Here is a 13,219-nt window from a genome sequence, read left to right as displayed (position 1 = left end):
CGTCAGGTAAGTGAAGTGCCAACGGTATCAGAGCAAAATAATTCGTGCGGATTTCGTATCCTGCACGCGGGCCCGTGCCCTGCGAACCGCCAACAAAGTGGCGGCTCGAGGATCACGCGGGCGGCGGAAGATTTTCGACAATTTGGGTGGCTTTAACGTTATGGCAGCTAGCGAAGGAACGCGCGCGATGGATCCGTCGGAGTACATCGCGCACCACTTGCAGAATCTTTCCACGTCGCATCAGACGTCGATTTTCGATATCCACGTCTGGAATCTCGACACGCTTTTCTGGTCGATTCTCTGCGGCGTCGCCACCATCGCGATTCTCGGCCTGGCGGCTCGCAAGGCAACGTCCGGCGTGCCGGGCCGCTTCCAGTGCGCAATCGAGATGCTGGTCGAGATGGTGGAAGACCAGTCGAAGTCGATGGTCCACGGCAGCCGCCGTTTCATCGCCCCGCTCGCACTGACCGTGTTCGTGTGGGTCGCGCTCATGAATTCGCTCGACTTCATCCCGGTTGACCTGCCCACGCGCGTGATCGGCTGGCTGGGTCTGTCGGAGACGTTCCCGCATATGCGTATTGTCCCGACGGCTGACCTGAACGGCACACTCGGCATTGCTATCGGCGTGTTCGTGCTGATGATTTACTACAACTTCAAGATCAAGGGCGTTGGCGGCTTCGTGCACGAACTGCTGTCCGCTCCGTTCGGCGCGCATCCGCTGCTGTGGATCCCGAACCTTGCACTCAACATCATCGAGTTCGTCGCCAAGACGGTTTCCCTCGGCATGCGGCTGTTCGGCAACATGTACGCAGGCGAACTGTTGTTCCTGCTGATCGCGCTGCTCGGCAGCATGTGGCACTTCGGCGCGGACGCCTCCGTGCTCGGCTTTTTGGGCCACGTAGTGGCTGGAACGGTTTGGGCGATCTTCCACATTCTGATCGTGCTGTTGCAGGCGTTCATTTTCATGATGCTGACGCTGGTGTATCTCGGCCAGGCTCATGACGCGCACTAAGCCGCACTAAGTAGCTAAATCAGGCAGCAGGGAAGGCTCACAGTAGTTCGGTAAAACGCTGCGGAACAACGCTGCGGCGAACCAAAAATCAGCAGAATCGTATCGAGTTTTAATTTTTAATAATCTGGTTCCAAAGTCTTTTCACATAGGAGTAGTCATGAACGCTTTCATCGCCAACATCCAGGGTCTGACCGCCATCGGTATCGGCATCATCATCGGCCTGGGTGCAATCGGCGCCTGTATCGGTATCGGCCTGATGGGCGGCAAGTACATTGAAGCGTGCGCTCGCCAGCCGGAACTGATGAACCCGTTGCAAACCAAGATGTTCCTCTTGGCTGGTCTGATCGACGCGGCGTTCCTGATTGGCGTTGGTGTGGCAATGCTGTTTGCGTTCGCGAACCCGCTGCTGTCGAAGCTCGTCGCAGGCTGAGGTTCCTCGGAAGTGTGCGCTCGAGCTTTCAAGCTACGAGCGCAGGACGGAACGTGCAACGGCGCTTAATCGATGCAAGCTTCGATCAAGCGCCTTGCCGTTTCACTCTCCGGATTAGCAACGTTTAAGGAAACACCGTGAATCTCAACGCAACCCTGTTTGCGCAAATGGTCGTGTTTCTGATCCTCGCGTGGTTCACGATGAAGTTCGTGTGGCCGCCGTTGATCAACGCCCTGGATGAGCGCTCGAAGAAGATCGCCGACGGCTTGTCAGCCGCCGAAAAGGGCAAGGCCGAACTCGAAGCCGCACATAAGCGCGTCGACCAGGAACTCGCGCAAGCCCGCAACGACGGCCAGCAGCGTATTGCGGATGCTGAAAAGCGCGCAGTCGCAGTCGCCGACGAAATCAAGGCTAACGCCCAGGCTGAAGCTGCGCGCATCATTGCGCAAGCGAAAGCCGACGCAGACCAGCAAGTCGTCAAAGCGCGCGAAGCATTGCGCGGCGAAGTCGCGGCGCTGGCCGTGAAGGGCGCCGAGCAGATCCTGAAGCGCGAAGTCGATCAATCGGCTCACGCCGAGATGTTGAATCAACTCAAAACCGAGCTCTGATCATGGCCGAACTTGCAACCATCGCACGACCGTACGCAGAAGCTTTATTCCGCGTGGCCGAAGCGGGTGAGCTCGCCGCCTGGTCTGACTTCGTCGAGGAGCTGGCTCAGGTTGCGCGTCTGCCTGAAGTGCTGTCTATCGCGACAAGCCCGAAAGTAAGCCGCGATCAGGTCAGCGACCTGTTGTTGTCGGCGGTGAAATCGCCGCTTGCCAAGCAGCCAGAGGCAAAAAACTTGGTGCGGATGCTGGTGGACAACCACCGGTTGACGCTGATGCCGGAAATTGCCGTGCAGTTCGACGAGCTGAAGAATTCCCGCGAAGGTGCGGCCGATGCGCTGATTGTCAGCGCGTTTCCGCTGGAAGGCGCACAGTTGACCGACCTTGTCGCGAATCTCGAACGCAAGTTCCACTGCAAGCTGAAACCTACTGTTGAAGTCGATAAGTCGCTGATTGGCGGTGTTCGCGTGACGGTAGGCGACGAAGTACTCGATACCTCGGTCCGCGCGCGCCTCGCGAGCATGCAGACGGCTTTGTCCGCCTGACGCGCTTTTGCGCCGGCGCACGTAAAGAATTGACTATCAGGAGTGACTAATGCAACTCAATCCCTCTGAGATCAGCGAGCTGATCAAGAGCCGGATCCAGGGCCTGGAAGCGAGCGCAGATGTTCGCAACCAAGGCACTGTGATTTCCGTGACCGACGGTATCGTGCGTATTCACGGTTTGTCGGACGTGATGCAGGGCGAAATGCTCGAATTCCCGGGCAACACTTTCGGCCTCGCGCTGAACCTCGAGCGCGATTCGGTTGGCGCCGTGATTTTGGGCGAATACGAACACATTTCGGAAGGCGATGTCGTCAAGACGACGGGCCGCATTCTTGAAGTGCCGGTAGGTCCGGAACTGCTCGGCCGTGTGGTCGACTCACTGGGCGTGCCTATCGACGGCAAGGGTCCGGTTAACGCCAAGATGACCGACGCGGTCGAAAAGATTGCACCGGGCGTGATCTGGCGTAAGTCGGTGTCGGAGCCGGTACAAACGGGTCTGAAGTCCATCGACGCAATGGTGCCGATCGGCCGTGGCCAGCGCGAGCTGATCATTGGCGACCGCCAGTGCGGCAAGACGGCTGTGGCCATTGACGCGATCATCAACCAGAAGGGTAAGAACCTCTTCTGTATCTACGTTGCGATCGGCCAGAAAGCTTCGTCGATCATGAACGTGGTGCGCAAGCTGGAAGAAAGCGGCGCGATGGAATACACCGTCGTGGTCGCGGCTTCGGCTTCGGAATCCGCTGCGATGCAATACCTCGCACCGTACGCCGGCTGCACGATGGGCGAATACTTCCGCGATCGCGGTCAAGACGCGCTGATTGTGTATGACGATTTGACCAAGCAAGCGTGGGCGTATCGTCAGATTTCGCTGCTGCTGCGCCGTCCGCCGGGCCGCGAAGCGTATCCGGGCGACGTGTTCTATCTGCACTCGCGTTTGCTGGAGCGTGCTGCTCGCGTGTCGGAAGACTACGTTGAGAAGTTCACGAACGGCGAAGTGAAGGGCAAGAGCGGTTCGCTGACGGCATTGCCGGTCATTGAAACGCAAGCTGGCGACGTGACCGCATTCGTTCCGACGAACGTGATCTCGATTACCGACGGCCAGATCTTCCTGGAAACCGACTTGTTCAACGCCGGTATTCGTCCTGCTATTAACGCAGGCGTGTCCGTGTCGCGAGTCGGAGGTGCAGCGCAGACCAAGGTCATCAAGAAGCTGTCCGGCGGTATTCGTACCGACTTGGCGCAGTATCGTGAATTGGCCGCGTTCTCGCAGTTCGCATCGGACCTGGACGAAGCGACGCGTAAGCAGCTGGAGCGCGGCCGCCGCGTGACGGAATTGCTGAAGCAGCCGCAGTACCAGCCGCTGCAGGTTTGGGAACTGGCGATCGCGCTGTTTGCCGCGAACAACGGTTACCTCGACGATCTCGAAGTGGCTCAGGTGCTGCCGTTTGAAAAGGGTCTTCGCGACTACTTGAAGACGAAGCACACGGACATGATCAATCGCATCGAACAGAACAAAGACTTGTCGAAGGACGACGAAGGCGCATTGCATACCGCGCTGAAGGACTTCAAGAAGTCGGGCGCTTACTGATCCTCGTATTGGTCGAACTTTGAAGCGGCGCGGGCCGCTTTCAGAATCAACGAAGCATCCCGCGCCACTTCGATCATGGAGTAAGCAATGGCTGGAATGAAGGAAATCCGCGGCAAGATCAAGAGCGTGCAAAACACGCGCAAGATCACCAAGGCGATGGAGATGGTGGCTGCGTCGAAAATGCGCCGCGCGCAGGAGCGCATGCGCGCAGCTCGCCCATATGCCGACAAGATCCGCGACGTCGCGGCTCACATGAGCGCTGCCACGCCTGAGTATCGCCACCCGTTCATGGTCGAGAACAAGGGCGCGAAAGCGGCCGGCATGATCCTCGTCACGACCGATAAAGGTCTGTGCGGCGGCATGAACACGAACATCTTGCGTGCTGCGCTCCTGAAGTTCAAGGAACTCGAACAGCAAGGCCAGACGATTGAAGCGTCAGCGATCGGCAGCAAGGGTCTGGGCTTCCTGAATCGGTTGAAGGCCAAGACCGTGTCGCAAGTCACGCATCTGGGCGACACGCCGCATCTGGAAAAGCTGATCGGCGCGATCAAGGTTCAGCTCGACCTGTATTCGGAAGGCAAGATCAGCGCGGTTTATCTCGCGTTCACCCGCTTCGTCAACACAATGAAGCAGGAAGCCGTGATCGAGCAATTGTTGCCTTTGTCGGCAAGCGATTTCGCGCGCAAGGACGGCCTCGATAAAAACAGCGAAGCGGTTACGCCGAAGACATCGTGGGATTACATCTACGAGCCGGATGCGCAGACCGTGGTCGACGAACTGCTCGTGCGTTACGTCGAAGCGCTTGTGTATCAGGCGGTGGCGGAAAACATGGCATCGGAGCAATCGGCTCGCATGGTCGCCATGAAGGCCGCTTCGGATAATGCGAAGACCGTGATTGGCGAATTGCAGCTCGTGTACAACAAGAGCCGGCAAGCAGCGATTACGAAGGAATTGTCAGAAATCGTCGGTGGCGCTGCAGCGGTCGGTTGATCGTGAGCGTCGAATCGAACTGCGCCTGTCGCGCGAGTGAAGAATCAAGTATCTAAAGGAAATGCGATGAGTACTACTGCTTTGGTAGAAGGCAAGATCGTACAGTGCATCGGCGCGGTTATCGACGTGGAATTCCCGCGTTCCGACATGCCGAAAATCTACGACGCGCTCGTTTTGGAAGGTTCGGACCTGACGCTCGAAGTCCAGCAGCAGCTGGGCGACGGCGTGGTTCGTACCATTTGCCTGGGTGCATCGGACGGATTGCGTCGCGGTACGATCGTGAAAAACACCGGTTTGCCGATCAGCGTGCCAGTCGGCAAGCCGACGCTTGGCCGGATCATGGACGTGCTGGGTCGTCCTATCGACGAAGCCGGCCCGATCAACTCGGACGTGACGCGCGGGATTCACCAGAAGGCGCCGAAGTTCGAAGATCTGTCGCCGTCTACTGAACTGCTCGAAACCGGCATCAAGGTTATTGACTTGATCTGCCCGTTCGCGAAGGGCGGTAAGGTCGGTCTGTTCGGTGGCGCCGGTGTGGGCAAGACCGTGAACATGATGGAATTGATCAACAACATCGCTAAAGAGCACGGTGGTTACTCCGTGTTCGCCGGTGTTGGCGAGCGTACCCGCGAAGGGAACGACTTCTATCATGAAATGAAGGATTCGAACGTTCTGGACAAGGTCGCGCTGGTGTACGGCCAGATGAACGAGCCACCGGGCAACCGTCTGCGCGTGGCGCTGACCGGCCTGACGATGGCCGAGCATTTCCGCGACGAAGGTCTGGACGTGCTGTTCTTCGTGGACAACATCTACCGTTTCACGCTCGCTGGTACGGAAGTGTCCGCTTTGCTGGGACGTATGCCGTCGGCAGTGGGCTATCAGCCTACGCTGGCTGAAGAAATGGGCCGTCTGCAAGAACGGATCACGTCGACGAAAACCGGCTCGATCACCTCGGTGCAAGCCGTGTACGTTCCTGCCGATGACTTGACCGACCCGTCGCCGGCGACCACGTTTGGTCACTTGGACGCAACCGTCGTGTTGTCGCGCGATATTGCTTCGCTGGGTATTTATCCGGCTGTGGATCCGCTCGATTCGACCTCGCGTCAGATCGACCCGAACGTGATTGGCGAAGAGCACTACGCCATCACGCGTGGTGTGCAGCAAACGCTGCAGCGCTACAAGGAATTGCGCGACATTATCGCGATTCTGGGCATGGACGAACTCGCGCCGGAAGACAAGCTCGCGGTTGCGCGCGCTCGTAAGATCCAGCGTTTCCTGTCGCAGCCGTTCCACGTCGCGGAAGTCTTCACGGGCTCGCCGGGCAAGTACGTGCCGCTGAAGGAAACCATCCGCGGCTTCAAGATGATCGTGGAAGGTGAATGTGATCATCTGCCGGAGCAGGCGTTCTACATGGTCGGCACGATCGACGAAGCCTTCGAAAAGGCTAAGAAGATTCAGTAAGGATCGGGTGTAACGCAGAGGGCGCTGGCTTTATCCAAAGCGAGCGCCTCGTAATACACTCGTCGAAGGGAGTCGATATGGCAACTATTCAAGTAGACGTCGTCAGCGCGGAAGAGCAAATCTTCTCGGGCCGGGCGAAGTTCGTCGCACTGCCGGGCGAAGCGGGCGAACTCGGCATTCTGCCGGGCCACACGCCGCTCATCACGCGGATTCGTCCGGGGGCAGTGCGCATTGAAGCGGAGAACGGTGACGAAGAGTTCGTGTTCGTTGCTGGAGGGATTCTCGAGATTCAGCCTGGCGTGGTGACGGTTCTGGCCGACACCGCGATCCGTGGTCAGGATCTCGATGAAGCGAAGGCGCTGGAAGCGAAGAAGCGCGCTGAAGAAGCGTTGCAGAACACGGGTTCGAACCTCGAGTACGCGACCGCGCAAGCGGAATTGGCGTACGCGACGGCTCAGATCGCGGCGATTCAGCGGCTGCGGAAACTGCGCGGTAATCACTGAGCTTTTCGCGAGTCTGGCGATACGAAAAAGCAGCCTTCGGGCTGCTTTTTTTATGGGCTCACGAAACGGCGATGCATGCGCCAAACACCTACGCCCAAGCCCGCGCGCGTCCGCGCAAAACTGCACAACCAACATGCGTTGATCCGGGCGTTTTTGCGGGTAAGACTCAATGCCCTAGCTCTCCCTCGCGATGCACAATTGGCCTTCCGAATCGCTTTCATGGCGCTTCGTCACATAGCGCCATCCCACGGAGGAGACCTTCGATATGCCTACCCAACCGACGCACACCGGGCCGCAGATCGAACCACGCGACGGCTTGTCGTACGTTCGCGGCTCGACTGACATTGCGCTGAGCGACGCCACCGTTTCTCGCTTCCTGCGCGGTACGGCCGCGAAATACCCCGACCGTCCTGCGGTGATCTTCCGCGAGCAAAATATCCGTTGGACCTGGCGCGAATTCGCCAATGAAGTCGATGTCCTCGCGTCGGGTTTGCTCGAGCTTGGCGTTGGAGCGGGTGATCGCGTGGGCATCTGGTCCCCCAATCGCTCTGAATGGCTGCTCACGCAATTCGCTACCGCACGGATCGGCGCGATCCTGGTGAACATCAACCCGGCGTATCGATTGGCCGAGCTTGAGTACGCATTGAACAAAGTCGGCTGCAAGGCGCTGATCGCGGCGGAACAGTTCAAGACATCGAAGTATCTGGAAATGCTGCAAGCGTTAGCACCGGAACTCGCCACCGACCAACCCGGCGCACTCAACGCGGCGCGTTTCCCCGATTTAAAAGCCGTGATCCGAATGGGCGAGGGCGCGACGCCCGGCATGCTACGTTTTGCGGATGTCATGTCGCGCGGTCGTGACCAACTGAATACCGCGCAACTCGACGCGCTGGAATCGGCGCTCACGGACCACGATCCCATCAATATCCAGTTCACGAGCGGCACCACTGGCAACCCCAAGGGCGCCACGCTCACGCATCACAACGTGGTGAACAACGGCCGTTACATCGCGCTCTCCATGTTGCTCACCGAACAGGATTCGCTGTGTATTCCCGTGCCGCTGTATCACTGCTTCGGCATGGTGCTGGCGGTGCTCGCGTGCGTATCGGTGGGGGCGGCGATGGTGTTCCCGGGCGAAGCCTTCGATCCCGCCGCGACTCTAGCCGCTGTCGATGAAGAACGCTGCACCGCGTTGCACGGCGTGCCGACAATGTTCATCGCGGAACTCGATCTCCCGAACTTCGATAAGTACGACTTGAGCCGTTTGCGTACCGGGATCATGGCGGGTTCGCCGTGCCCCATCGAAACGATGAAGAAGGTGGTCTCGCAAATGCACCTGCGTGAAATCACGATCGCTTACGGAATGACCGAGACAAGCCCGGTGTCGTTTCAAAGCTCAACCACCGATCCCCTCGATAAACGCACCACGACCGTCGGTCAGATCCAGCCGCATCTGGAGGTGAAGCTGGTTGATCCACTGGGCGAAATCGTCCCGGTCGGTGAGACCGGCGAACTCTGCACGCGCGGTTATTCCGTGATGAAAGGGTATTGGGGCGACGAAGAAAAAACGCGCGAAGCGATTATCGACGGCTGGATGCATACCGGCGATCTGGCCACCCTCGACGCTGAGGGATATTGCAATATCGTCGGACGATTAAAGGACATGCTGATTCGCGGTGGGGAAAACATTTATCCGCGCGAGATCGAAGAATTCCTGTTCCGGCATCCGAAGATTCAATCGGTCCAGGTATTTGGTGTTCCGGATAGTAAATACGGTGAGGAAGTATGCGCGTGGATTGTTCTCCGCCAAGGTGAGCACGCGACGGCAGAAGACATTCGCGAGTTTTGCCAGGGACAGATAGCGCACTACAAGATTCCGCGACATATCCGCTTTGTCGACGAGCTACCGATGACGGTCACTGGCAAGGTCCAGAAGTTCATCATGCGCGCAAAGATGATCGATGAACTGAAGCTATCGGAGGCTAAAACTGCGTAACTGCTGACAGTTGTGGAGATCCAAAAACTGAAAATGGTCGCCGGGATAATCACGGTGACCATTTAAGTTCTTACGCAAACGTTTGAACAGACGAAAAAAAAGCGGGCCTGGAGCCCGCTAAAAACCACACGCTACGGGGTTAGCGCGAGGAGACCAAGGGTGGGACTGGCCGATATGATGTCATCAGCCAACGACCCCAACAAACATGTCCCTGAAACTGGGATTCGGCATTAAGCCGACCGCCGAGCGCAACTCAAAACGTTGTAGTTCACCAACGCTGCACCCGATCACATCCGTGTTGAGACCGTTGAAGTGATTGTGGGCGAATAATCCGGGCATCACCGTAACAAAGTGTTTCAGGTTGTAACCCTCAACGAACAATGCTTAGCGATTATTCCGTCCACACTTTGTCGATCAGCGCGATTTATACGCTTATATTTCGCCGGCTTTTAGAAATGCTTGCACTGCCGAGCGCGATATGTGGATTTTAAGGACAATCAAAAACCGTCGACCCGACCGGGCGGCGAACTGCACTGGAGACAACCGCATGACCATCGACGCAGACCTTCTCGCCTACTACGCCAAGGTTGCCGCAGCGTTCCCCGAACTGCCGGCCGATGCCGATCCCCTAGCCATGCGTCGGCAGTTTCAGGAGGTGGCGCGTGAGTTTGCTGCGCCGCGACCGGCGGGAGTGGATGTTGAGGACACGGTCCTTCCGCTTGCCGGACGTACGCTGCGGGCGCGGGTTTATCGGCCGGCTGGGGCCAGGAAGCCGTTGCCCCTTGTGGTCTATCTGCATGGCGGTGGCTGGGTCGTCGGGGACCTGGAGACGCACGACCTGATGGTTGCGCGTTTCGCTCTGGACTCGCATTGCGCAGTCGTAAGCGTGGATTACCGGATGGCGCCGGAGCATCCGTTCCCCGCGCCAGTTGACGATGCGCTCGACGCGCTGCTGTGGCTCGCCGAACATCGCTCGCGTTTGGGCTTTGCGACCAACCGGCTCGGCGTGGCGGGCGACAGCGCGGGCGCTCATCTTGCGGCCGTTGCCGCGCGTGCTGCGAACGATCGCGTGGCCGGTCTGGTCACGGCGCAGTTGCTGATATATCCGGTGGCGCGCTGCCGTTTCGAGGGCGGCAGCTTTACAGCTAACGCGGAAGGGCCAGGTTTGACCACCGAGGAAATGCGCTTTTACTGGGCTCAATTCCTGACGTCCGAGCCGCCTGCCGATGACGACGTGCGCGCTTTCCCGCTCGCGGAGTCCTACGATCGGACGCCGGCCCGGGCGTTGATTGTGGCCGCAGCCTACGATCCGCTTTACGACGACGCTCACGAATTTGCGCGTTTTCTGGAAGCGAATGGCGGTCGCGCCGAGGTAATTAACGCGCACGACATGACGCACGGCTTCGGCCGCATCCAGGCACATTCGAAAGCGGCGGCGGCCTGGATGAAAAAAACGTCGGAACGCTTCGGGGAATTGTTACACGCAGTGCGTTGACTTTTCGATGCCGAGCGACATCAGCTTACGTTGGTCTTACGTGGAGTTATCAGCGCGCTGAACCCGGCAACGCGTTAGTCGTCGTGGAAAAAAGGCGGCCTGACCATGGCCGCCTTCGTCCTCATTTCAGCCATTTATCGAGTACAGCCTGAAACTCGCCTGTCGAGCGTGACAGGTGGAGCCATTGATCGACGTATTGCTGGAACACCACATCGCCGCGTGGCAGCAGGTACGCCTTTTCTCCGAACTGGAACGGCTTGTCCGGATGAACCGAGCACAGGCCTGGATTCAGCTTTTGCCGAAGCAGGGTTTCGGAGGCGTCGGTGACCATCACGTCGGCTTGGCCGTCGAGGATTTGCTTGAAGATCGTCACGTTGTCCGGGTACTCGATCAATTGCGAGTGCGTGAAGAACTGCTTCGCGAACTTCTCGTTTGTGCCGCCCGGATTGACGATGGTGCGCACGCCGGGTTGATCGATTTGCGCGACGGTCTGGTATTTATCGACATCGGCGCAGCGAACGATGGGTGTCTTGCCATCGACCATGTAGGGTTGTGTGAAGAACGCGCGTTTCTGGCGTTCGAGGGAGGTTGAAACCCCACCGACCGCGATGTCGCATTTCGCGACGAAATCGTTCATCAGGTTCGACCACGATGTCTTGATGAACTCGGCTTTGACGTTCATCGACTGGGCGAGGGCTTGCGCAGCATCAATGTCGATGCCTTCGAATTGGCCGTCCGGCCTCAGGAAGGAGTACGGCTTGTAGTCGCCCGTTGTGCAGACGCGCAGCGTGCCTCGCGCGAGGATTTCGTCGAGTCTCGTTGAAATTGCCGGTGCGCTGGCCGGTGACGTTGCGCTGGAGGCGGCGGTGATGCTGCCGGCTTGCACGGTTTGCGCCTGCGCGCCGATGGCGAAGCCGAGCAGCAGGGCGCAAACACCCGTGCCAAAGACACCGCGAAGCGACACGCACCCAGGGGCAAGAACTCTCATCGACACTCCTCGAAAGATTATTTCAGCAGCCGATGATATCGAAGGGGTCCGTCGTTGGCATCCGGTTTAAGAGTTGGGGATCCCGGATCGCCACCCCAAAAACCCCAATCCCCGAGTACGAACGAAAACCCCTGTCCGGTAGAATGCCCTTTTGCTCAACGCTCCAAACCACGTGCCTTCCACACTCCTGAACGACACTTTCCTGCGCGCGCTGCAGCGCCAGCCCACCGACTACACGCCGATCTGGCTGATGCGTCAGGCGGGCCGCTATCTGCCCGAATACAACGCCACGCGGTCGCGCGCCGGAAGCTTCATGGGGCTCGCAACCAATCCCGACTACGCGACGGAAGTCACGCTTCAGCCGTTGGAGCGCTTTCCGCTCGACGCCGCCATCCTGTTCTCGGACATCCTGACGATCCCCGACGCAATGGGCCTCGGTCTGAATTTCGTCCAGGGCGAAGGCCCGCGATTCGAGCGCACGGTCCGCACGGAAGAGGACGTCGCCAAGCTGCACGTGCCGGATATCGACGCCACGCTGCGCTACGTGACCGACGCGGTATCGCAAATCCGCCGTGCACTCACAGACGCGCAAGGCCGCCAGAAAGTGCCGCTGATCGGCTTCTCAGGCAGTCCCTGGACGCTCGCCTGCTACATGGTCGAGGGCGGCGGATCGCCCGATCACCATACGGTCAAGGCGATGGCTTACACGCGGCCGGACCTGATGCATCGTATTCTCGATATCAACGCGCAGGCGGTCGTTGCTTATCTGAACGCTCAGATCGAAGCGGGCGCGCAAGCCGTGATGATCTTCGATACCTGGGGCGGCGCACTCGCCGACGGCGCGTATCAACGCTTCTCGCTCGACTACATCGCGAAGGTGGTCGCAGGACTGAAGCGCGAGCACGACGGCGTCAAGGTGCCGGTTATCACGTTCACGAAGGGCGGTGGTTTGTGGCTGGAACAAATTGCCGCAATCGGCGTGGACGCGGTCGGCCTCGACTGGACCGTGAACCTGCGCCAGGCGCGCGAAAAAGTGGGCGATCGGGTCGCGCTCCAGGGCAACATCGATCCGTCGGTACTGTTCGCATCGCCGGCCGTGATTCGCACCGAAGCGCGCGCCGTGCTCGACAGCTTCGGCAATTTCCCCGGCCATGTCTTCAACCTTGGCCACGGCATTTCGCAGTTCACGCGTCCGGAAAACGTGGCGGAACTTGTCGATGAAGTGCATCGGCACAGTCGCGCCATTCGCGCAAAGAACTGACGTTTGGTCAAAAAAGATTGCTGCTCTGCGTCATGAAAAGCTTACGTCAAACGATTGAGCGGCAAGACAAAAGTGCTGCGAAATGCCCGTAGATTGGCCGTTCCGCCAATGTCAAGAGTTGACTTATGCACATTTTGTACGTTGCGGCGCGCCATCTTCAAATCAGACCTAAGCGCCATCACGAAGGCCTATTTTGTGTCTTCAAATACATGATTAATAAGAGAAATTTGAGAGCGACCCGAAATGTGGGCTACCGCACACAACAAGCGAGATCGCCACTTTTTGTCCCTGTCAATCAAAGTTCTCAACAAAGTTATCCACAGGCCTGTGGAAAGCTTCGAA

12 protein-coding genes are annotated in these 13,219 nt (G+C 58.5%); 11 read left to right on the top strand and 1 reads right to left on the bottom strand.

The genetic code is table 11. From position 1 onward, the window contains the following. Positions 1-160 precede the first annotated feature (160 nt). The 10 genes from atpB (at position 161) to SBC1_RS17585 (ending at position 10,628) form a co-directional block, all read left to right on the top strand. Entirely contained in the window at positions 161-1,012 is an 852-nt protein-coding gene (atpB, locus tag SBC1_RS17630) for a F0F1 ATP synthase subunit A (protein WP_165092940.1), read from the top strand. Positions 1,013-1,169: 157 nt separating this feature from the next. Beyond that, positions 1,170-1,442 carry a F0F1 ATP synthase subunit C gene (atpE, locus tag SBC1_RS17625; protein WP_031364235.1) on the top strand — a complete coding sequence of 91 codons (273 nt, stop codon included), beginning with the start codon at positions 1,170-1,172 and terminating at the stop codon, positions 1,440-1,442. A 137-nt stretch (positions 1,443-1,579) separates the two neighbouring features. Beyond that, positions 1,580-2,050: a F0F1 ATP synthase subunit B gene (locus tag SBC1_RS17620; protein ID WP_165092939.1), complete on the top strand. Its 471-nt coding sequence runs from the start codon at positions 1,580-1,582 to the stop codon at positions 2,048-2,050. A gap of 2 nt (positions 2,051-2,052) precedes the next feature. After that, the gene (locus SBC1_RS17615; protein WP_165092938.1) at positions 2,053-2,592 is read left to right on the top strand and encodes a F0F1 ATP synthase subunit delta; all 540 of its coding nucleotides are present in this window, start codon (positions 2,053-2,055) and stop codon (positions 2,590-2,592) included. A 49-nt stretch (positions 2,593-2,641) separates the two neighbouring features. Continuing rightward, positions 2,642-4,183, top strand: a complete 1,542-nt coding sequence (gene atpA, locus SBC1_RS17610; protein WP_165092937.1) for a F0F1 ATP synthase subunit alpha — start codon at positions 2,642-2,644, stop codon at positions 4,181-4,183. A gap of 87 nt (positions 4,184-4,270) precedes the next feature. Continuing rightward, the gene (atpG, locus tag SBC1_RS17605) at positions 4,271-5,173 is read left to right on the top strand and encodes a F0F1 ATP synthase subunit gamma (RefSeq protein WP_165988714.1); all 903 of its coding nucleotides are present in this window, start codon (positions 4,271-4,273) and stop codon (positions 5,171-5,173) included. 66 nt (positions 5,174-5,239) lie between these two features. Further along, a complete protein-coding gene (gene atpD / locus SBC1_RS17600) occupies positions 5,240-6,634 on the top strand; it encodes a F0F1 ATP synthase subunit beta (RefSeq protein ID WP_165092935.1) in 1,395 nt (464 codons plus the stop codon). Positions 6,635-6,711: 77 nt separating this feature from the next. Beyond that, entirely contained in the window at positions 6,712-7,137 is a 426-nt protein-coding gene (locus SBC1_RS17595) for a F0F1 ATP synthase subunit epsilon (protein WP_031364241.1), read from the top strand. 265 nt (positions 7,138-7,402) lie between these two features. Next, positions 7,403-9,133: an AMP-binding protein gene (locus tag SBC1_RS17590; RefSeq protein ID WP_165092934.1), complete on the top strand. Its 1,731-nt coding sequence runs from the start codon at positions 7,403-7,405 to the stop codon at positions 9,131-9,133. Between the two features lie 547 nt (positions 9,134-9,680). Continuing rightward, positions 9,681-10,628, top strand: a complete 948-nt coding sequence (locus SBC1_RS17585) for an alpha/beta hydrolase (protein ID WP_165092933.1) — start codon at positions 9,681-9,683, stop codon at positions 10,626-10,628. Positions 10,629-10,749: 121 nt separating this feature from the next. Here SBC1_RS17585 and SBC1_RS17580 read toward each other — a convergent pair whose 3' ends face one another. Beyond that, complete coding sequence (locus SBC1_RS17580) at positions 10,750-11,616, bottom strand: transporter substrate-binding domain-containing protein (protein ID WP_165988712.1); 867 nt, start codon at positions 11,614-11,616, stop codon at positions 10,750-10,752. Positions 11,617-11,788: 172 nt separating this feature from the next. On the opposite strand from SBC1_RS17580, the gene hemE reads away from it, so the two are divergent. Then, positions 11,789-12,877 (top strand): uroporphyrinogen decarboxylase, encoded by a 1,089-nt coding sequence (gene hemE, locus SBC1_RS17575; RefSeq protein ID WP_165988710.1) that lies wholly within the window; start codon positions 11,789-11,791, stop codon positions 12,875-12,877. The last annotated feature ends 342 nt before the right edge of the window (positions 12,878-13,219 follow it).

The sequence above is a fragment of the Caballeronia sp. SBC1 genome (assembly GCF_011493005.1).
In the GTDB taxonomy this organism is placed as follows: domain Bacteria; phylum Pseudomonadota; class Gammaproteobacteria; order Burkholderiales; family Burkholderiaceae; genus Caballeronia.
Note: the sequence above shows the minus strand (reverse complement) of the source record. Positions and strands in the feature narration are given on the sequence as shown.

Coding starts and splice junctions, on each gene's coding strand:
- SBC1_RS17595 (WP_031364241.1), top strand. CDS start 6,712: ATGGCAACTATTCAAGTAGACGTCGTCAGCGCGGAAGAGCAAATCTTC.
- SBC1_RS17590 (WP_165092934.1), top strand. CDS start 7,403: ATGCCTACCCAACCGACGCACACCGGGCCGCAGATCGAACCACGCGAC.
- atpA (WP_165092937.1), top strand. CDS start 2,642: ATGCAACTCAATCCCTCTGAGATCAGCGAGCTGATCAAGAGCCGGATC.
- SBC1_RS17580 (WP_165988712.1), bottom strand. CDS start 11,616: ATGAGAGTTCTTGCCCCTGGGTGCGTGTCGCTTCGCGGTGTCTTTGGC.
- atpG (WP_165988714.1), top strand. CDS start 4,271: ATGGCTGGAATGAAGGAAATCCGCGGCAAGATCAAGAGCGTGCAAAAC.
- atpB (WP_165092940.1), top strand. CDS start 161: ATGGCAGCTAGCGAAGGAACGCGCGCGATGGATCCGTCGGAGTACATC.
- SBC1_RS17585 (WP_165092933.1), top strand. CDS start 9,681: ATGACCATCGACGCAGACCTTCTCGCCTACTACGCCAAGGTTGCCGCA.
- atpE (WP_031364235.1), top strand. CDS start 1,170: ATGAACGCTTTCATCGCCAACATCCAGGGTCTGACCGCCATCGGTATC.
- SBC1_RS17615 (WP_165092938.1), top strand. CDS start 2,053: ATGGCCGAACTTGCAACCATCGCACGACCGTACGCAGAAGCTTTATTC.
- atpD (WP_165092935.1), top strand. CDS start 5,240: ATGAGTACTACTGCTTTGGTAGAAGGCAAGATCGTACAGTGCATCGGC.